Raw genomic sequence first — 19,154 nt, forward strand, 5'->3', positions numbered from 1 at the left:
ATGAACGTACGTGGATTCAGGGACTGGCAGCCGGTACTGGGCGACCGGGTTTTCGTTGATCCATCGGCGGTAGTTTTGGGCGATGTGCAGCTTGGCGACGACTGCTCGGTATGGCCTGGCGCGATCATCCGCGGTGACATGCACAGCATTCGTGTCGGCGACCGTACTAGCGTGCAGGATGGCAGCGTGCTGCACATCACTCACGCCGGCCCGTTCAATCCGGACGGGTATCCGCTGAATATCGGCGACGACGTGACCATCGGCCACAAGGTGCTGCTGCATGGCTGCACTATCGGCAGCCGGGTGCTGGTAGGTATGGGCAGCATCGTTATGGATGGCGCTGTGGTCGAAGATGAGGTGATCATCGGTGCCGGCTCTCTGGTGCCGGCTAACCGCACGCTGGAGAGTGGTTACCTGTATATGGGCAGCCCGGCCAAGCAGGTGCGAGCGCTGACTGAAAAGGAACGCGCCTTTTTTACCTACTCGGCGGCCAACTACGTTCGTCTGAAGGATCAGCATCTGCTGGAGAACTGGGCTTCCAGCTGAGCTGCGGTTGGCTATACTGCTGGCCGACGGAATTTCAGCGGGCAGGGCAGGCCAGTGCAGAAACAGCAGGGAATGGAGCGGCGTACCGGTGCCGGGCTGGAGGATTCAGCCCGCAGGATGCTGCTGCGGCTGATCTTCAGTTGTACCGGGCTGGTGCTCTGCGGTTTTGCCCTGCTGCAGTTTCGCAATGACAATGCACTGTTGGCGACGCTGGAGATCCTCGTCGGCAGCTTCCTGCTCTGGGCGGCCTGGAAGATTACCCGGGTGCGTTGGCTGACACCCTGGATCTACGGCTACTTGCTGCCCACCTTCTGCTTCCAGCTCTACATCATGTTGATGCCTGACGCTTCCATGACAGCGTTCGTTTGGGTCTACATGGTGCCTATCTTGGCTTACCTGCTGCTCGGGCGGCGGGCTGGGCTGATGCTCTCCGTGCCCTTTATGCTGGCGGCCGCGGTTCTGTACCTGCTGCGCTACGCGGATATGGAATCCGCTGCCGGACTGATTGATGTGGGCAACGCCGTGATTTGCGGTTTGATGATTTTGCTGTTTGTGCACTTCTACGAGGGCCGTCGTGCTGTGGCTCAGCACTCGCTCGAACGCATGGCCCAGAGGGACGGCCTCACGGGGGTCTACAACCGCGCGCGATTCCAGCAGCTGTTTGCCCAGTACGTCGAGCAGGGCCAGCGCAGCAGCGATGGTTTCGCGCTGGTGCTGCTGGATGTGGACCACTTCAAGCAGGTCAACGATAGCTGGGGTCACGAAGCCGGCGACCGCGCGCTGCAGCATCTGTGTCGAGTGCTGGGCAAGCGGCTGCGCAGCAGCGATGTGATCGGCCGGCTTGGTGGCGAGGAGTTTGGCCTGCTGCTGCACAACACCGATGCGGTAGCAGCTGAGCAGCTGGTGCAGACGCTGTGTGAGCAGCTCGAGCGCTCTCCACTGGTCTGGCAGGACCGGCCGCTGCAGCTTACGGCAACCTTTGGCGTCGCCTGCTGGCCGCGCGATGCGGATGATGCGGCAGGGCTCTATCGCTGCGCCGACCAGCGACTCTATCGGGGCAAGGCCTTCGGGCGCAATCGGGTCATCAGCGAGGGCGGCCCACTGTTGGTCAGTGATATCGGCTGAGCCCGTTTCGGCCTGCGGATTGGCGGCCAATCAAGTCTGTGAATAGTAGGTGGTTCGGTGCTGGCAGCGGCGCCGGTTCGTTTATGATCCGAGAGTTCGCGGAGTAATCCGCCCATTCATTCAAGTCAAACAAGAGGCACTCCATGTCTGCTCATATCAACCGCAAGATCGTCCTAAACAAGCGCCCGCAGGGTGAAATTCAGGACGGTGACCTGGTTCTGACCGAAGAGCCGGTTCGTGAGCTCAAGGACGGCGAAGTACTGATCAAGACCCTGTGGCTGTCGCTGGACCCCTACATGCGCCCGCGCATGAACGACAGCAAGGGCTACATGGACCCGATCGAAATCGGCGCGCCGATTGTCGGCGAAAGCGTTGGTCGCGTCGTCGAGTCCAAGTCTGATAACTATGCAGTGGGTGATGTCGTCACCGTCTATTCCGGCTGGCAGGAGTACTGCATCATTCCGGGCAACGCCGAGATGGTCTACAAGATCAAGGATCAGGGCGTGCCGCTGCAGACCTACCTGGGCGTTGCCGGCATGCCGGGCCGTACCGGCTACTGCGGTCTGATGTACGTTGGCAAGCCGAAGGCGGGTGAGACCGTTGTCGTGGCTGCTGCTTCCGGTCCGGTCGGTACCGTGGTCGGTCAAACTGCCAAGCAGGAAGGTTGCCGAGTTGTCGGCATCGCCGGTGGCCCGGAGAAGTGCCGTTACGTGGTTGAAGAGCTGGGTTTCGACGCCTGCATCGACTACAAGGCGGGCAACCTGGACGCTGATTTGGCTGCAGCCTGCCCGAATGGCATTGATGTGTACTTTGAAAACGTCGGTGGCGAGGTTGCCAAGGCAGTCGCCAAGCTGATCAACCCGGGTGCGCGCGTGCCGATCTGCGGTTATGTGTCTGCCTACAACGCGGAAGACCAGAGCAAGGTCGAAACCCCGTTCCATATCTTCGGCGCACTGGATCCCAAGCCGGAGCATCGCTTCTTCCTGGTCACCGAATGGCAGGACAAGCATCAGGAAATCACTGCTCTGCTGGCCGGCCAGGTTGCATCGGGCGCGCTGAAGTACAGCGAAACCGTTGCCGAAGGGCTGGAGAACGCGGTTGAAGCGTTCAAAGGCATGCTCAAGGGCAAGAACTTCGGTAAGCAGCTGGTTCATATCGCTGACTGATGTGGCTCTGCCTGTCTCGGGCGCGCAAGCGCCCGAGATAGCGCGCTTCCCCCGCTTTTTTGCTCGTTCGGGCACCTTCCTGTACGCCTTTCTGGCGACAACTTTCTGACCAGATCGACGACATTTGGTACAGAAACTGCATCTATCTGCACTATCCTGAGCCGCATAGCGTCAGACTGCTCGTCCGTCGCACCATTAGGGTGCGAGCCTGAACCGGCTGCGCTATCAAAGTGCCAGTTACCAAATGGAACAGGTAATGCCCATGCCCATCCCGATGCTTGATGTTCTGTGGTTGGTGTTGTGTGCCGGACTGGTGTTCAACATGCAGATCGGCTTTCTCTGTCTGGAGTCGGGGCTCACCCGGAGCAAGAACGCCATCAACGTGGCCGTGAAGAACATGGCTGACCTCAGCGTAGCGGTGTTCTGCTATTGGCTGTTCGGGTTCGGGCTGATGTTCGGCGGCAGCGCCGGGGGCTGGTATGGCGAGGGCTTCTCCATGCTGCCCTTCGCCGACACCTGGCACTCCGCGTTCTTCCTGTTTCAGGCGATGTTCTGCACCACGGCAGCGACCATCGTCTCCGGCGCTGCCGCCGAGCGCATGCGTTTCTCTTCCTACCTGCTGGTGACGTTGATCATCGCCGGGTTCATCTATCCGCTGTTTGGCCACTGGGCCTGGGGCGGGGTGTTTGCTGACGGGCTGGGCTGGCTGGCCGACCGGGGGTTTGTCGACTTTGCCGGATCAACAGTGGTTCACGGCGTCGGTGGTTGGGTGGCGTTGGCGGTGATTCTGATTCTGGGGCCGCGTCAGGGCCGCTTTGAGCAGGATCGCGATGGCCGCAGCATGCCTGGCTCCAACCTGCCGCTGGCGATGCTGGGCGCGTTGATGCTGATGTTCGGCTGGTTCGGCTTTAATGGCGGCAGCACGCTGAGCTTCGACGGCCGTGTACCGGGGATTATCGCCAATACGGTGCTGGCGGCGATCGCCGGTACGCTCGGCGGGATGGTGATGTCCTGGCTGCGCTGGCGGGTGGTTGACCCAGTCTATCCGCTCAATGGTTTGATCGCCGGCATGGTGGCGATTACCGCGGGTGCGCATGTGGTGGACGCCGCCTCGGCGTTCTTTATCGGGCTGATCGGTGCGTTGGTGATGTATCTGGCCGATCGACTGCTCATCCGTTTGCAGATTGACGATGCGGTCGGCGCGGTGCCGGTGCATCTGGCCAGCGGCATCTGGGGCACGTTGGCAGTGGCGCTGTTCGCCGACCTGTCGGCGCTGGGGACTGGCTTGAGTCGTGGTCAGCAGTTTATCGCTCAGCTGGAGGGCGTGTTGGTGGCCGGGCTATGGGCCTTCGGCCTGACCTGGTTGCTGCTGCGCGCGATCAACCGCTTCTGGCCGATGCGGGTCACGCCCGACGACGAACTGGCCGGGCTGAATGTCTCTGAACACGGTGCCCGTACTGAACTGATTGAGCTGCTCGAAGCCATGGCGGCGCATCAGCGCGACGGCCGTTTCGAGCGGGACGTGCCGGTTGAGCCCTTTACTGAAGTCGGTCAAATCGCCGCCCAGTACAACAAGGTTATTCATGCCCTGCGCCGCGCGGTCGGCGTGACCCAGAGCATTATTCGGGACATCCGCGATGGCGTGGTGACCTGCAACCGGGCGGGAATACTGGCGACCTGCAACCCGGGCGCCGAGCGCCTGTTTGGCTTGTCTGCCGGGGCATTGATTGGTCAGCCGCTGGCGCGATTGGTGGCCGAGCGCAACTGGGACGGCTTGCCTCTGCCCGAGGCCGGAAGTGAAATCAAACAGGAGGTGCTGTTCAGCCGCAACGAGCACGAGCAGTTTGTCGCTGAGCTGACCGTGAGCAGCGGCTCGCTGGAAGACGACCTGTATACCTGCATGATTCGCGATATCACCGAGCGACGACGGATAGAGCAGCAACTGTTCCAAGAGAAGATGCTGGCGCAGGTAACCCTGGCGTCGATTGGCGACGGCGTGATCACGACCGGCCCGGATGCGCGGGTGCGTTATCTCAACCCGGTTGCCGAGCAGTTGACCGGTTGGCGCGAGGCGGACGCGGTCGGCAAGCCGCTCGACGAGGTCTATTGCCTGTTTGACGAGAGCTCCGGTGAAAAGCTGCTCAACCCGGTCAGCGCCTTGCTGCGGCGCTACCGCCAGGCGTTGAGCCGGCAGGCCGGCAGCATGACCCAATTGCGGCGTCAGGACGGCAGCGAGGTCACGGTGCAGGATGCGGTGGCCCCGATCCGCGATGCCGAAGGGCACATCATCGGTGCGGTGCTGACGTTCCGCGACGTCACGGTCAACCGCCGGCTGGCGCTAGAGCTGTCGCACCAGGCGGCCCATGACACCCTGACCGGGCTGGTCAATCGCAAGGAGTTCGAGCGTCGGGTGGCGTTGGCGCTGCAGCCGGGGCCGGGCCAGCGGACCGACAAGGTGCTGTGCTACATGGATCTTGACCAGTTCAAGATCGTTAACGATACCTGTGGGCACGCCGCTGGCGACGAGCTGCTGCGCCAGTTGGCGAAGTTATTCCAGTCGCACATTCGCAGCTCGGACGTGCTGGCGCGGCTTGGCGGCGACGAATTCGGGCTGCTGCTCAGCGGCTGCACCCTGGAAGAGGCGATTCCGGTGGTGGACGGCATTCGGGCGTTGGTCGAGGAATACCGCTTCAGTTGGGAAGGCAAGACCTTTGCGGTTGGCGTGAGCATCGGTCTGGTGCAAATCGAGGAGCAGGTGGCCAGCCTTGATGTCCTGCTCAGCGCTGCTGACAGCGCCTGCTATGCGGCCAAGGATGCGGGTCGCAACCGGATTCACCTGTATCAGGCCGACGACGCTCAGATGCAGGAGCGGCGGGGCGAGATGCAATGGGTTAACCGCCTGCGGCAGGCGCTGGACGCGGATCTGCTGCGGCTCTACGTACAGCCGATTCATGCCATCAGCGCGCATGAGACTCTGCCCGGCTATGAGGTGTTGGTAAGGATGCTCGGTGAGGATGGTCGGGTCATACCGCCCGGGGCCTTCATGCCGGCGGCGGAGCGCTACGATCTGGCCTCGGCCATCGACCGCTGGGTGGTGGGTAATTTCCTTGCCTGGCTGGGTGATTACAACCGGCGTCAGAGTGGCCCTCTGGGCAACTACTCAATCAACCTGTCGGCGGCGTCGATTGGTGAAGAGAGCTTTCTCGAGTTCGTTTTGGACACCATCGAGCGTCATGGTGTGCCAGCCAATCTGGTGTGCTTCGAGATCACCGAGACCAGCGCCATTGCCAACCTGAACAAGGCCATCGTGTTCATGCAGCGGCTCAAGGATATCGGCTGTCAGTTTGCGCTGGACGACTTCGGCTCGGGGCTGTCGTCGTTTGCCTATCTGAAGTCGCTGCCGGTGGATTACCTGAAGATCGACGGCGTGTTCGTCAAGGACATCGTTTGCGATCCGATTGCCCGTGCGATGGTCGCTTCCATCAACAATATCGGTCACGAAATGGGCTTGCAGACGGTGGCCGAGTTTGTTGAAAGCGAGGAGATTCTGGACCAGCTGCGCGAGCTAGGTGTTGATCATGCACAGGGCTACCATCTGGGGCGTCCGCAGCCACTTAGTGAGCTTAACGGTGTGCGGATGATGCCGCGCTAGCGAGCTGTGTCTCGCCGGGGTTCCGGTCTTGTCCAGAGCCAGCCGGCGACGCAGCACAAAAATAGCGGCAGACTCCAGCGCAGCCAGATGGGGGCAGGCAGCAGCCAGATCATCAGCACGCTGCTGAGCATTAGCGCACTAGCCGCCCATTTGGCCCGGCGCGGCACTGCGCGATGCTCGCGCCAATCGCGGATCAGCGGTCCATAGTGCGGGTGCAGTAGCAGGCGCGCTTCCAGCTCTGGCCAGCCGCGGGCCGAGGCCCAGGCGGCGACCAGCAGAAAGGGTGTGGTCGGCAAGCCGGGCACCACGACACCGATCGCGCCAAGAGTAACGCACAGCGAAGCCAGTGATCGCCAGAACCAGATCATCGGCGCGCTTCGGTTGAATGGTTGAGGTAGTGCATGACAGTGCTTCCGCGGGATTCCCGCTCAGCTTATCCCGAAGTGCTGGCGCGCGTCACGGCGCGTCAGGGCAGCCAGATCCGGAACTCGCCGCCGCCCAGCTTGCCGCCGTTACTCAGCGCGATATGCCCGCAGACACCGTTGCGCTGATGCAGCTGGGCAATCCGCTCGCCGAAGTACAGACCCAGGCCGGTACTGCCGGTACTCATGTTGATGCCGAGAATGTAATCCGACTGGTTCTCCAGCATGGCGGGCGGGTAGCCGCTGCCGTCGTCGCTGATGGTGATGACCAGTTGATCGTCTTCCATGCCGGCCTTCAGATGAATGGCCGAGCGCGTGTAGCGGATTGCGTTGTTGATCACGTTGCCGACCACCGAGCCGACCAGCTCGGCGTCGAAGAACCCCATCAGGCCGAACTCATCGACTTCGTAGCTGCCCTGAATGTGGCGTGAACGGAGGATGTCGTCGTGTCGGGCCAACTGGTCTTCGAGGAACTCTTCTACATCCAGGTAGCTCGGGCGCAGCGGCAGTTGGTCGACGCCGAGTTTATACAGGCCCAGCATCTGTACCAGCATGCCGTTGAGACGCAAGAACTCGTACTCAATGACGCCGCGCTCGGTGCTGTCGTGCTCGCTGGCCGGCAGGCGCTCAACCAGCTGGCCGTAGGACTGCATCAGCAGACCAAGCGAGTTCTTCATATCGTGCACCGTGGAGGCGATCACGGTGGAGAAGTCGAGGCCTTGCTCTTCGGGTTGATCGCTCATAGCGATTCGGCCTTTTCCCGCAGCTTGGTGTAGCGCTCGAAGCGGGCGTCGCTCGATGGCATGTTGCGCACGCGCTGCAGACAGTCGAGACATTCCTGACGCAATGCCGGGTCGGGGTTGGCCAGCGCCAGACGCAACAGCGACTGCGCGGTGTTCAGTGCGTAGCTGATGTTGCGTGGCTGCAGCGCCAGCGCGCTGCGAAACGCCTCAAGCGCTTCGGGAAAGCTCTTCTTCTGATACAGCTGCATGCCCTGGCGATTGAGCTCCATGGCCTGATCGCCGCTGCGCAGGATTTCCGGGTCGCTGGTCTGTTCGGCGATGCCGGCCATGACCTTGGGGTCGTCGCCGTAAATTTCGGCGCAGGTGCTGAGCATTTGATCAGCCTGCTCGGCCTGCCCCAATTCGCGCAGCTGGGCGGCAATCTGCAATGCTGTATCTGCGGCAAAAAAGCCGTCCAGACCGGCCAGGCGTCCGGCAGCGTTGCTGGCCAGCTGCGCGGCATCGGCGGTCTTGCCCGCCCGTTTCAGCGCGCCTGCCTGCAGTAACTCGCCGCGGGCTGTCAGTCCATCATCGCCGCGCCAACTGCTGGTCATATCGTCCATTGTCTGGCGAATCTCCAGCAGCGCCTTGGGGCTGGGCGCGCTGTCGCCAGCTTGAGCGCAGAGGCTGTCAGCCAGACCGAGGTGATGCTCTGGGTCGCGAAATGCCGAGTGGCGACCCAGAGTGACAGCTTGACGGAAGGCGCGCACAGCGCGATCCGGGTCCTGATTCTCGCGGGCGATGCGGCCTAACTCGGCTTGCCGCTGCGGGTTGTTGGGCGAGATCTTGACTGCCTGCTCGAGGAACACTTGAGCCTTCAGCTGGTCGCCCCGCAGTTGCTTGACGCGGGCCAGGCCGTCGTACAGGGTCGGCAGCATCGGGAACAGGTTGATGCCCTGTTCGTAAAGCGTTTCGGCGCGATCCAGCTGGCCCCGGTCGAGCAGGTGATCGGCGAGCATGACCAGAGCCCAGGGCAGCGGTCGGTCGTCGACCACGCTCTGCAGCAATGCCTGCAGGTCCGCATCACGGCCGAGTGCGGCCAGCGCCTTGGCGCGGTAACGCAGGCACAGCGGCGCCAGACGCGGTTGTTGCTTAAGCAAGGCGTCACAGGCGTTGACCACGCCGGCCTGATCATTTGCGGCCAGCGCGTCGAGGATGGGGGCGAGCAGCTTCTTGCGTTCGACCAGGCGGTCGAGCCGTTGTTGCAGGCTGGAGCGGTTGAACGGCTTGGTCAGGTAGGCGTCCGGCTCGTACTCCAGTGCCGCCATTACCATTGCCTGACTGCTCTCGGCGGTGACCATGACGAAGATGCAGTGGGGGCCAATTAGCTTGGCCTGGTGGAGCTCTTCGAGCACCTGCTGGCCGTTCTTGCCATCGCCGAGGTTGTAGTCGTGCAGGATAACGTCGTAGCGCGTTTTGCTGCACAGCGCGATCGTCTCCGCCCCGCTGGCGGCCACATCAATTTGCTGGGCGCCCATCTGGGTCAGCATGGCTTTCACCGAGGAGCGAAAGTCGCTGAAGTCATCGACCACCAGAAAGCGCGTATTGCTGTAGACGATCATAGGTTTTGCGTAGTCCTGCGGTTGAGTGCCGTTGTTCAGTCTAGACCTTGCGCGCAAGTATACAGTGAAATCAAAGAGCCACTATTGAACCAGACGGCAGAATCACAATTCAGCCGACTGGTTCCTGCCTGCAGTGCTCAGCGGCGTCGGGTTATCGCATCGGACTCGATAACGTGCTTGCCCGCAGGCGCCATCATCGCCGCCTGCAGCATGGTGGCGGCGACGTCGTCGGCCTTGACCGCGCGCAGGCGCTTGGGAATAACCGGCTTGAAGGTGCGCGACAGCAACAGCCCGACCAGTTCTCCCGGGCGCTCCTCGCTCCGCGCGCCGTCCAGCAGTGACGGGCGTACCAGGGTCAGCGAGCGAAAATCCATCGCCGCCAAGTCCTGCTCAACTTCGCCTTTGACGCGCAGATAGAAGGAGCCGGAGCGCGGGCTGGCGCCGAGCGAAGAGTTGAGCACGAAGGTGCGGGTGCCAGCGCGGCGGGCATGGCGCGCACAGGCGGTGACGTAGCCACGATCAACCGCGCGAAATGCGTCTTTGGAGCCAGCGTGCTGGCGCGTGGTGCCTAGTGCGCAAATCGCGGCATCGGCCTGCCACCAGTCGGCGTCTTCCGGCAGGGCCTCGAAGTCGACCTGCGGATTTTCCAAGTGTGCGTAATGCCTGACTGCCATCGGCAGTGGTGTGCGGCTGGGTGCAACGACGCGGGCGATACCGGGGTTGGCGAGTGCCTGGCGCAGCACCTCCATCCCGACCAACCCACTGCCGCCCAGAACCAGAAGTGTCTTGCCCTTGTTGTTTTCTTCCATGCCTAACCCCCGAATCACGATGGCGCGTTAAGTCTCAGTTAAGCGCAAGTTACGCACACTGGCGGCGCCATACCGAAAAATGCGGCAACAAAGTATGACGTGGTGCCCGGCAGCGTTCGGACTCACTCTGTTGTCGAAGCAACCGACATGCCATCAGTGGAGACCTAAATGAATACCCAAAGCCTGCTTGATCAACTGCTCAAATCCGCCAGCGGCGCGCTGTCTGGCACGGGCCAGAACAGCCAGGGTAACGACCGTCCGGGGCCAAGCCAGCTCGGTAGCCTGCTCTCCGGTGCGGGTGGTGGCGCGCTCGCGGCTGGTGCAGTCGGTCTGCTGCTGGGCAGCAAAAAGGCGCGCAAGATGGGCGGCAAGGCGGTCAAGTATGGCGGTCTGGCGGCGCTCGGTGTGGTCGCCTACAAGGCCTGGCAGCATTGGCAACAGAACAGCAGCAGCGCACCGCAGGGTGAGCCGCAAACGGTTGATCGGCTGCCGGCAGCGCAGGCAGAACAGCATAGCCATGCGATCTTGCGAGCGTTGATCGGCGCAGCCAAAGCCGACGGTCATATCGATGATCGGGAGCGCGAGCTGATTGACGGTGAGATCGCACGGCTGACGGGCGACGCGCAGTTGCATGCCTGGTTTGACGCCGAACTGCGCAAGCCGCTCGATCCGACGGAGGTAGCCCGCGCGGCGCAGACACCGGAGATGGCGGCAGAGATGTATCTGGCCAGTCTGCTGGTGGTCGATGAGCAGAATTTCATGGAGCGCGCTTACTTGCAGGAACTGGCAAGTCAGCTGCGTCTTGACCCGCAGCTGCGCGTCGAGCTGGAGCGCCAGGCAACCACGGTCTGAGCGTCAGTGGCGGTGGCTGCGGCCGACGTGGGACTCGGCGTCCTGTGGCTGTACGCTGCCGCTGGTTTGCAGCTGAGCGATGATGCCGCAGTGGTCGACGTCGCTGCCGTCGCCACAGTGCTGGGCAGTTCGATCAACTGCTGTTGCAGCTGTGCCAGAGCGGCAAGCCGCTCGCTGACGTGGCCGATATGGGCGTCGATCAGGCCGTTCACATCGCCGCAGCTGGCCTGCGGTTGGCAGCGTAACGCCAGTAGTTCGCGGATTTCATGGTGGGTCATGTCGAGCAGCCGGCAGTTGCGAATGAACACCAGTTGTTCGACGTGGCTTTCGTTGTACTGACGGTAGTTGCCCTCGCTGCGGCGTGGTTCGGGCAACAGCCCCTCGCGCTCGTAATAGCGGATGGTTTCGGCTGTGCAGTCGGTGCGCTTGGCGAGTTCTCCGATTTTCACCCGTATCTTCTCCGGCAGGCTTGACTCTGTAGTGGCTCGAGGGTTTCTACTGTGCCTCAAAGTTGCCCGGAGGTCACATGTCTGCTCATCACGCCCATGATCACGTCAGTCAAGCGAACAGCTGCTGCTCCGCCGAATCTGCGTTGCCGGACCGGGAGCTGGAGCCTGCGGCCGGTGAACAGGTCAGCCGGATCCATATCGAGCAGATGGATTGTCCAACCGAGGAGGGACTGATCCGCCAGCGCCTTGCCGGTATGGCGGGCGTCGGCCAACTGCAGTTCAACTTGCTGCAGCGGGTGCTGTCGGTCAGCCATCTGCCGCAGCGGCGCGACGCCGTGATTGCGGCCATCAGCGAATTGGGGTTCAGTCCGCGATTGCTGGTGGAAGACGCGCGCCCCGATGCCGTGCGCAGCCAGCCCTGGTGGCCGTTGGCGCTGGCGGGCGCGGTCGCGCTGGCTGCCGAGGTGGTGCATTTTGCTGATGGCCCCGGCTGGCTCGGCGCGCTGTTGGCCCTGCTGGCGATTGCGCTTAGCGGTATCGACACCTACCGCAAGGGCTGGGTGGCGCTGCGGCATCGAACGCTGAATATCAACGCGCTGATGAGTATCGCCGTGACCGGCGCGGTGCTGATAGGCCAGTGGCCAGAGGCCGCGATGGTGATGGTGTTGTTCGCCATCGCCGAGCATATCGAAGCACGCTCGCTGGGCCGGGCCCGTGATGCCATCAGCGGGCTGCTGGCGCTTGCCCCCGAGCAGGCCAGCGTGCAGCAGGACGATGGCAGCTGGCGTGAAGTGGCTGCAGCAGACGTTGTGGTTGGCACCCGTGTGCGGGTTCGTCCGGGGGAACGTGTTGCGCTCGATGGTGAGGTAGTCAGCGGGCGCTCCACGGTCAATCAGGCGCCGATCACCGGTGAGAGCATGCCGGTCGATAAGCAAACGGGTGACAGCGTCTTTGCCGGCACCATCAACCAGAACGGCACCCTTGAGTATCGGGTCACTGCCGCGGCCAGCCAGTCCACGCTGGCGCGCATCATTCACGCGGTGGAAGAGGCGCAGAGTGAGCAGGCGCCGACCCAGCGCTTTGTTGACCGTTTTGCCGCGCGCTACACCCCGGCGGTGTGTCTGTTGGCGCTGCTGATGGCCGTTTTGCCGCCGCTGTTTACCGATGCCGGCTGGTACGAATGGATCTACCGAGCGCTGGTGTTGCTGGTGGTGGCCTGCCCCTGCGCACTGGTGATTTCGACCCCGGTAACCATCGTCAGCGCGCTGGCCGCCGGCGCACGCAAGGGCCTGCTGATCAAGGGTGGCGTGCACCTGGAGCAGGGCGGCCAACTGGACCTGATCGCCCTCGATAAGACCGGCACCCTGACCGAGGGCCGGCCGGTACAGACCGATTTTCAGCTGCTCGACGGGCTGGATGCGGCTGCCGCGCAGCAACTGGCGGCGAGCCTGGCGGCGCGCTCGGATCACCCGGTGTCCCGGGCGCTGGCCGATGCCAATCGCCAGCCGCTGCTGGAGGTCGATGACTTCACCGCGTTGCCTGGCCAGGGTGTCAGCGGGCTGATCAACGGTGAGCGGCATTACCTCGGCAATGCGCGACTGGCGGTAGCGCGCGGGCTGATGACGACGGCACTGCAGGAGCGCCTGAGCGATCTGGAGCGCGAGGGCAAGTCGCTGGTTGTGCTGTGCAGTGAGCAACAGGCGCTGGGGCTGTTTGCCGTGGCGGATACCCTGAAACCGGGCAGCCGTGATGCGATTCGCGAGCTGCACGCGCTGGGGGTCGACAGTCTGATACTCAGCGGCGACAACGCGCCCACAGTGCAGGCGATTGCCACTCAGGTCGGCATCGATCACGCCTATGGCAACCTGCTGCCCGAGGACAAGCTGACGCTGATCAAGGCGCAAGGAGGGAAAGGCCGGATAGTGGGTATGGTCGGTGACGGGATCAACGACACCCCGGCGCTGGCGGCAGCCGACATCGGCTTTGCCATGGCCGCGGCGGGCAGTGATAGCGCCATCGAAACCGCCGACGTTGCGCTTATGGATGATGACCTGCGCAAGCTGCCTGCCTTTATCCGCCTTTCGCGCCGCACCCTGGGGGTGCTGCGCCAGAACATCTGGCTGGCGCTAGGCATAAAAGCCGTGTTTGTTGCGTTGACGCTGATGGGCGTCGCAACCATGTGGATGGCGGTGTTTGCCGATATGGGGGTCAGCCTGCTGGTAGTGTTCAACGGTTTGCGTCTATTGCGTGACAGTGTCTAGAACAGGAGCTGCGTCGAGACAACCCGACGATTGGTGGCATTTTTTGCTGGACTGGTAGCGATTTCTGCAACAGACTGTTTTCCACGAACAAGAACAATATAAGCGTGCCCCTACGGGAGGCATGCAAGGAGAACGACATGACTCGTCGCTATTCCGCATGGTTGATGCCAACCGTGCTTGCCGTGGCCCTCTGCGCCGCTTCCGTGTTTGTGTCCGCGCAGTCTGATCTGCCGGCGCCATCTTTTGTCAGCATGCCCATTGCTTCCGTTAGCGACATCTTCAGCCGCTTCTGATTTTTCGCTCTAGCGTCCGCGGTCTGCCGGACGCTTCCCATCTGCTGCGTTGCTTCCCTGCTATGCTTGCCCCTGTTTCCGCTAATGACAGGCGATCAGGCGTAACGGATGACCCTCGACGCGATTGAACGACAGATTTCCTTTGATGCATTGGCTCCGCACTTCGCAACCATGCGCGAGTGGGCCGTGTTTACCGTGCTGGTTCCCCTGACTGTCGTGATCGTGCTGTGGCAGTCGCAGCCGCCCCTGCTGCTGTTGGGGTGGTTCGCGCTGCTGGTGCTGGGCATCGTTGCACGTTTTCTGCTGACCCGTGCCTACCAGCGAGCTGATGTGACGCCCGAGACGGCGGCACCCTGGCATCAGGGCTTGCTGGCGATAGCGGTTTACTGCGCGCTGCTTTGGGTCTCGGCCGCTTTTTTGTTTTTCGTCGAGGAATCTGCGCCGCTTCAGCTGTTTCTGGTGACGTTGCTGGTGACGCTGGGCGTCGGCTCGCTGTCGTCCGGGACCCACTGGTTGCCGCTCTACTACGGCTACGGCACGCCAATTTTGCTGGCTCTGGCGATCAAGTTGATGTCGCTGGGTGAACTGGCCTACGTCGCCCTGTCGCTGATGGTATTCGCGACCCTGATCGCTACCATCGCCTTTACCCGCAAATTGAACGGCATTGTGCGCTCGGAAATGCGCCTGCACATTCAGGGCGTGACCCTGGCGGAGGAGCTGCAACAGCAGTCCGAGGCGCTGCAGGAAGCCATCCACGCCAAATCACGGGTGCTGGCGACCGCCAGCCACGACCTGCGTCAGCCGCTGCACGCACTGTCGCTATTTGTTGATGCGCTCAAGGGGGTGGATGACGAGCGCGAAAAGGCCCGGGTGTTTGGTCGTATCGATCAGTCGCTCAACGCCATGCGCAAGCTGTTCGACGCGTTGTTCGATATCTCCCGGCTGGATGCCAACGTCGTTCAGCCCGAGTATAGCCACTTCGATATTGCGACCTGCCTGGGCGGACTCTACGAGGAGTACCGCGAGACAGCCGAGCGCCATCACCTGCAACTGCGCATGCACGTGCCCAGCGTCGTGGTGCAGGCCGACCGTGCCTTGCTGGAGCGGATCATGCGCAACCTGATCAGCAATGCCCTGCGCTACACCCGGCGCGGCGGAGTGCTGATCAGCGCCAGGCGACGTCAGGGCAGGGTGCTGTTGCAGGTCTGGGACACCGGCGTGGGGATTCCTCCGGATCGCCACGAGCAGGCGTTTACCGAGTTTCAGCAACTGCAGCGCAGCAACGATGAGCGCGACAAGGGACTGGGTTTCGGGCTGGCCATTGTGCGGCGTTTGTGCGAGCTGCTGGAGTATCCGCTGCAGTTGCGTTCGGAGGTGGGGCGTGGATCGGTATTTTCATTTTGCATCCCGCAGGGCGACCCGGAGCAGGCGCGCAGGGTTGAGCGTGAGCAGGGGCAGAGCAGTTGGTCGGCCGCGGGCAAGCTGATCCTTGTGATCGACGATGATCGCAACGTACTCAATGCGATGGAAACGCTGCTCAGCGGCTGGCGCTTCGACGTGATCGCCTGTGAGCATCTGGACGAGGCGCTGCACATGCTGCGCAGTGGCGGCAGAACGCCGGATCTGGTGCTGTCGGACCTGAGTCTGGGCGAGGAGGTGAGCGGGGTGGGCGCGGTGGCTCAGGTCCGGGCGATGATCGGTCGGTCGATACCGGCGCTGCTGGTTACCGGTGAGACCAGCCGTGAGCAGTTGCATCGGGCGGAGGCGAGCGGGTTGAAGTTATTGCACAAGCCGGTGCGCCCGCTGGAGCTACGCGGCGCCATCCAGCATCAGCTATCGCTGTCGGCGTCGCCGTCCTGAAGTAGTCCCTTGCGGCGGGCCAGCTGCACGCAGTCGGTGCGGTTTGATGCCTGCAGGGTCTGAAACAGGGTGCGGATGTGCGCCTTGACCGTATGCTCGGTGAGAAACAGGCTGGTGGCGATCTGGCGGTTGGAGTAGCCCAGCGCCATCAGCTCCAGCACCTCGTGCTGGCGCGGCGTGATATCGCCGACCTCGGCGGAGCGTCTCGGGGCCAACGCGGCCAAGCGTTCTTCGAGGCCGTCAGGCAGGAACAGCTCGCCAGCAAGTATCTGGCGCAGGGCGTCGAGCATCGCGCTGCTGCCGAAGGTCTTCGGGATAAAACCGAGCGCGCCCGCGTCCATCGCCGATTTGATGGTGCGCAGGTTCTCTTCGCCAGACATGACCACCAGCGGGCGCCACAGACCACGTGAGTGCAGCCGCTGAATGATCGAAATGCCGTTGAGGTCTGGCATGACCAGATCAATCAGCACCAGATCAAACTCGCTCGGCGACTCCAGCAGGTCGATGGCCGACTCGCTGTTGTTGCATTCGATGACTTCGACCTCCTCTTCCAGCTGCAGTAACAGGTAACGTATACCGTCGATGAACAGCTGGTGGTCGTCTACCACGAGTATCTTCATGGGGCCGTGGGTGTTCCTTTCGTCTTCGCGCACGCTCTGGTTTGCGGGGTAGATCCCGCTGCCTGCCATTGTAGGTGACTGATACGCGCGTAAGACGACTTTGTCGACAGATCGGCGCCAATTTACCTCAAATGGTTAATACTCAGCCCGTCCTCCCTGACCAATACTCAGTCAGTACTGATGCCGGAGCGTGTTTAGTCGGCTATCAGCGATCAACAGGTTGACGGGAGGTGTCATGCTGCATCGTCGTCGCGATACTCCGATCCTGAATGCCACACAAATAACGCGAATGCGCGCCAGTGCTGCGCCTGCCTTCGTTGCCGTCTATCGACAGAGACACTGCACCTAGATCGCCCGCAGGCGACCTGGGAAGGCGTCTGCATCGCAAGGAGCGCCGCTATGTTGTTTACCCGCCTTTCCGCTGTACCTCCTCGTCCTGTTTTAGCGGCGCTTTCTGCCTCCGGATCTGCTCCTGACTCCACTCGCCGATGCGGGGCGGGACCGCGGCGTCTGACGGGTCTGCTGGCAGTGGCGACCTTGTTGTCGGCCTGTTCCAGCGCACCCGAAACAGCGCCACCTGAACCAGTTAGCGTTCCGCCGAATCCGCAGTTGGTGATGCTCGAAGCGGCGGCCCAGCGCGCTGACGCGCAGACCCCAGCGGTTGATCCCATGACCGCGTTCTACGCTGATGTGGCCCCGTGCGATGGTGGATTTTTTCGCCTGCGTGACCTGATGGTCGGGACCCTGCGTATCTCCAACAACAGTCTTGGCACCATCGCGGCTTCGCTGGCAGCGATGGGCTACAACGTGATGGATCTGCAGCAGCCGGCCTTTTCCGGGGTTGGCTACGCCTGCCAGGACTTGCCGGTGGTGACGGTGCTGTCGCAGCCGGCGGATATGAAGGTGTCGTTTGGTGATGTGGTAACCAGTGTGCAGGAGTACGGGCAGGTGCCACAGCCCTATGGGCAGCCCGGTGGTTACGCGCCGCAGCCAGCGCAGATGCCCGCAGCGCCTTCGTCGCTGGACGCCTCGCCCAATGCATCGGAGCTGGATCGCTTTTTGGTCTATTACCACCCCGAGCAGCAGCGCGAGTTCGACAAGCTGCAGTGGCTGGTGGCCAACAAGCTGGATGAGCCTTCGGCCCAGGTCTATATCGAGGCGATGGTGTTGGAGGTGCGCGACGAGGACAGCAGCGAGTTCGGCGTCGAGTTCGAACAGGCCATGGGGGATCGTACCTTCGGTCTTGGCACCCTCACCGCTGGTGAGCCCGCTCTGTCGTTCCTGCGCAACACCATTCGTGACCCGGATACCGGTCTGCGCCTGTTTAATCCGGGGGAGGGCTTTCGGGTTGAACTCAAGGCGCTGATTGAGGAGGGCAAGGCCGAGGTGCTCTCGCGTCCGAGCGTATTGGCGGTCAGCAACCGGCAGGCCTTGATTCAGGTCGTCGACATTATTCAAACACCCATTGTTTCCAGCACCCTGACCGAGTTTGGCGGTTTGCAGATCAGCTCCTACAGCTTTGAACCGCTGCCGATCGGCATCACCCTGAATCTTAAGCCCAGGGTATCGGCGGACCGTAAATGGCTGACGCTGGAGATTGATGCCACCGTCGATGCTGAAGACGACGAAAACTCCGGCGCGGTATTCGCCGATTCTGAAGACGGCCAGATCATGCTGGCTGAGAAGCAGGGCTCCAACAGCAAGAAGGTCCGCACCTTCGCCCGGGTGCCGGATCGCACCCCGATCATCATTGGTGGGCTGGTAGGCAAGAACAGCGAGCAGGTGGAGCGCAAGGTGCCGATCCTCGGTGACCTGCCGCTGCTGGGCAAGCTGTTCACCTCGACCGATGACGAATACCAGAAACGCGAAATCATCATTGTTCTGACGCCCTACATCCTTGCTGAAGACGGGACCAGTGTCAGCATTCGCGACAATCAGCCGAGTGATGCCGTGCGCGAACGTGCGCTCGACTCGCTGTTGTTCGAAGAAGGGCGTCCGTGACAGCGCGGGTGACGGCACCCGCGTACCCACAGCGAAGAGGAGACGTGAATATGAGCCAGATAATCAAGCAAACCAGCAGATGGGTCGTCATGATCATGGCGCTCGCAACGACGGCGGCCTGGGGCCAGGCCGGGGTTTCGCAGTTGGCTGAAATAAGCGGCGCCGAACCGGCAACGCGCACAACCGCCCCGGTTGATGGCAGTCAGCTGCAGGCGTTGGTGCAGGATCTGGAGCCGCAAGGCACCTACCTCTATAACAGCTTTCTGGGCAAGGGCAAGGTGCTGACGCTGGATGGCAACAACCGCCTGATGATGACCGATGTGGATCGCGAACACGACAACAAGCGGCAGCAGTGGCGGCTCCAGCAGCAAAGCAACGGCATGTACCGGATCTGGAACATGGCGCTGGGCGAGGGTATGAACATCGATAGCGACACTGCCAAGCCGCACATGGCGAAGATGGGCAACTACAGCGGACAGTTCTGGACGCTGGATCCGAGTGCGAACGGCTGGTATCGCCTGTACAACAGCTATCAGGGCCCGGCCAAGGTGCTGGATACCTACAATGCCCGGGGCAACTATCTGTTCTTCGAAGCCAGAGCTCGCAACACGTCTGGAACCTTTTGGCAGATGAGCTCGGTACCTGCCCCGGAGGATGTCATTCAGTTCGTGCCACTGTCGCCAAGACGCTGAGGCGTTAAAGCCGTCTGCTGCCGGTGGCAATGCGCTACGCCTGGCATTGGGCAGCTTGGCCG

General features: G+C 62.2%; 15 protein-coding genes and 1 pseudogene. 10 read left to right on the forward strand and 6 right to left on the reverse strand.

Annotation, left to right across the window (positions count from 1 at the left end; all coding sequences use genetic code 11):
* The 4 genes from AAFM31_RS11525 (at position 1) to amt (ending at position 6,489) form a co-directional block, all read left to right on the forward strand.
* Complete coding sequence (locus tag AAFM31_RS11525; protein ID WP_341708085.1) at positions 1–546, forward strand: gamma carbonic anhydrase family protein; 546 nt, start codon at positions 1–3, stop codon at positions 544–546.
* A 54-nt stretch (positions 547–600) separates the two neighbouring features.
* Entirely contained in the window at positions 601–1,671 is a 1,071-nt protein-coding gene (locus tag AAFM31_RS11530; RefSeq protein ID WP_341708086.1) for a GGDEF domain-containing protein, read from the forward strand.
* A 143-nt stretch (positions 1,672–1,814) separates the two neighbouring features.
* Positions 1,815–2,837, forward strand: a complete 1,023-nt coding sequence (locus AAFM31_RS11535; protein ID WP_341708087.1) for an NADP-dependent oxidoreductase — start codon at positions 1,815–1,817, stop codon at positions 2,835–2,837.
* A 256-nt stretch (positions 2,838–3,093) separates the two neighbouring features.
* A complete protein-coding gene (gene amt / locus AAFM31_RS11540) occupies positions 3,094–6,489 on the forward strand; it encodes an ammonium transporter (protein WP_341708088.1) in 3,396 nt (1,131 codons plus the stop codon).
* Here amt and AAFM31_RS11545 read toward each other — a convergent pair.
* From AAFM31_RS11545 to AAFM31_RS11560, 4 genes are all read right to left on the reverse strand, one after another.
* On the reverse strand, positions 6,486–6,857 hold the full coding sequence (locus AAFM31_RS11545) for a YbaN family protein (RefSeq protein ID WP_341708089.1): 372 nt from the start codon (positions 6,855–6,857) through the stop codon (positions 6,486–6,488). The two genes, amt and AAFM31_RS11545, sit on opposite strands and share 4 nt — an antisense overlap.
* Positions 6,858–6,955: 98 nt before the next feature.
* The gene (locus AAFM31_RS11550) at positions 6,956–7,654 is read right to left on the reverse strand and encodes a HAMP domain-containing sensor histidine kinase (RefSeq protein WP_341708090.1); all 699 of its coding nucleotides are present in this window, start codon (positions 7,652–7,654) and stop codon (positions 6,956–6,958) included.
* Positions 7,651–9,255: a response regulator gene (locus AAFM31_RS11555; protein WP_341708091.1), complete on the reverse strand. Its 1,605-nt coding sequence runs from the start codon at positions 9,253–9,255 to the stop codon at positions 7,651–7,653. The genes AAFM31_RS11550 and AAFM31_RS11555 overlap by 4 nt, the downstream gene beginning before the upstream one ends.
* Positions 9,256–9,392: 137 nt before the next feature.
* Positions 9,393–10,064 (reverse strand): NAD(P)H-binding protein, encoded by a 672-nt coding sequence (locus AAFM31_RS11560; RefSeq protein ID WP_341708092.1) that lies wholly within the window; start codon positions 10,062–10,064, stop codon positions 9,393–9,395.
* Positions 10,065–10,232: 168 nt separating this feature from the next.
* On the opposite strand from AAFM31_RS11560, the gene AAFM31_RS11565 reads away from it, so the two are divergent.
* On the forward strand, positions 10,233–10,916 hold the full coding sequence (locus AAFM31_RS11565) for a tellurite resistance TerB family protein (RefSeq protein ID WP_341708093.1): 684 nt from the start codon (positions 10,233–10,235) through the stop codon (positions 10,914–10,916).
* A gap of 3 nt (positions 10,917–10,919) precedes the next feature.
* Here the strand turns inward: AAFM31_RS11565 and cadR are convergent.
* Positions 10,920–11,365: pseudogene (gene cadR, locus AAFM31_RS11570) on the reverse strand (Cd(II)/Pb(II)-responsive transcriptional regulator).
* A 77-nt stretch (positions 11,366–11,442) separates the two neighbouring features.
* Here cadR and AAFM31_RS11575 point away from each other — a divergent pair.
* From AAFM31_RS11575 to AAFM31_RS11585, 3 genes are all read left to right on the forward strand, one after another.
* The gene (locus tag AAFM31_RS11575; RefSeq protein WP_341708094.1) at positions 11,443–13,626 is read left to right on the forward strand and encodes a heavy metal translocating P-type ATPase; all 2,184 of its coding nucleotides are present in this window, start codon (positions 11,443–11,445) and stop codon (positions 13,624–13,626) included.
* A gap of 137 nt (positions 13,627–13,763) precedes the next feature.
* Entirely contained in the window at positions 13,764–13,919 is a 156-nt protein-coding gene (locus tag AAFM31_RS11580) for a hypothetical protein (RefSeq protein ID WP_341708095.1), read from the forward strand.
* 108 nt (positions 13,920–14,027) lie between these two features.
* Positions 14,028–15,779, forward strand: coding sequence for a hybrid sensor histidine kinase/response regulator (locus tag AAFM31_RS11585; RefSeq protein ID WP_341708096.1), 1,752 nt, complete (start codon positions 14,028–14,030; stop codon positions 15,777–15,779).
* Here AAFM31_RS11585 and AAFM31_RS11590 read toward each other — a convergent pair.
* Complete coding sequence (locus AAFM31_RS11590; protein ID WP_341708097.1) at positions 15,749–16,399, reverse strand: response regulator transcription factor; 651 nt, start codon at positions 16,397–16,399, stop codon at positions 15,749–15,751. The genes AAFM31_RS11585 and AAFM31_RS11590 overlap by 31 nt on opposite strands.
* 615 nt (positions 16,400–17,014) lie before the next feature.
* Here AAFM31_RS11590 and AAFM31_RS11595 point away from each other — a divergent pair.
* A complete protein-coding gene (locus AAFM31_RS11595) occupies positions 17,015–18,400 on the forward strand; it encodes a hypothetical protein (RefSeq protein WP_341708098.1) in 1,386 nt (461 codons plus the stop codon).
* A 50-nt stretch (positions 18,401–18,450) separates the two neighbouring features.
* Positions 18,451–19,092, forward strand: a complete 642-nt coding sequence (locus AAFM31_RS11600; protein ID WP_341708099.1) for an RICIN domain-containing protein — start codon at positions 18,451–18,453, stop codon at positions 19,090–19,092.
* The last annotated feature ends 62 nt before the right edge of the window (positions 19,093–19,154 follow it).

It is taken from the genome of Halopseudomonas sp., from assembly GCF_038130085.1.
Taxonomy (GTDB): Bacteria; Pseudomonadota; Gammaproteobacteria; order Pseudomonadales; family Pseudomonadaceae; genus Halopseudomonas.

Coding starts and splice junctions, on each gene's coding strand:
- AAFM31_RS11525 (WP_341708085.1), top strand. CDS start 1: ATGAACGTACGTGGATTCAGGGACTGGCAGCCGGTACTGGGCGACCGG.
- AAFM31_RS11535 (WP_341708087.1), top strand. CDS start 1,815: ATGTCTGCTCATATCAACCGCAAGATCGTCCTAAACAAGCGCCCGCAG.
- amt (WP_341708088.1), top strand. CDS start 3,094: ATGCCCATGCCCATCCCGATGCTTGATGTTCTGTGGTTGGTGTTGTGT.
- AAFM31_RS11545 (WP_341708089.1), bottom strand. CDS start 6,857: ATGATCTGGTTCTGGCGATCACTGGCTTCGCTGTGCGTTACTCTTGGC.
- AAFM31_RS11550 (WP_341708090.1), bottom strand. CDS start 7,654: ATGAGCGATCAACCCGAAGAGCAAGGCCTCGACTTCTCCACCGTGATC.
- AAFM31_RS11555 (WP_341708091.1), bottom strand. CDS start 9,255: ATGATCGTCTACAGCAATACGCGCTTTCTGGTGGTCGATGACTTCAGC.
- AAFM31_RS11560 (WP_341708092.1), bottom strand. CDS start 10,064: ATGGAAGAAAACAACAAGGGCAAGACACTTCTGGTTCTGGGCGGCAGT.
- AAFM31_RS11565 (WP_341708093.1), top strand. CDS start 10,233: ATGAATACCCAAAGCCTGCTTGATCAACTGCTCAAATCCGCCAGCGGC.
- AAFM31_RS11575 (WP_341708094.1), top strand. CDS start 11,443: ATGTCTGCTCATCACGCCCATGATCACGTCAGTCAAGCGAACAGCTGC.
- AAFM31_RS11580 (WP_341708095.1), top strand. CDS start 13,764: ATGACTCGTCGCTATTCCGCATGGTTGATGCCAACCGTGCTTGCCGTG.
- AAFM31_RS11585 (WP_341708096.1), top strand. CDS start 14,028: ATGACCCTCGACGCGATTGAACGACAGATTTCCTTTGATGCATTGGCT.
- AAFM31_RS11590 (WP_341708097.1), bottom strand. CDS start 16,399: ATGAAGATACTCGTGGTAGACGACCACCAGCTGTTCATCGACGGTATA.
- AAFM31_RS11595 (WP_341708098.1), top strand. CDS start 17,015: ATGCTCGAAGCGGCGGCCCAGCGCGCTGACGCGCAGACCCCAGCGGTT.
- AAFM31_RS11600 (WP_341708099.1), top strand. CDS start 18,451: ATGAGCCAGATAATCAAGCAAACCAGCAGATGGGTCGTCATGATCATG.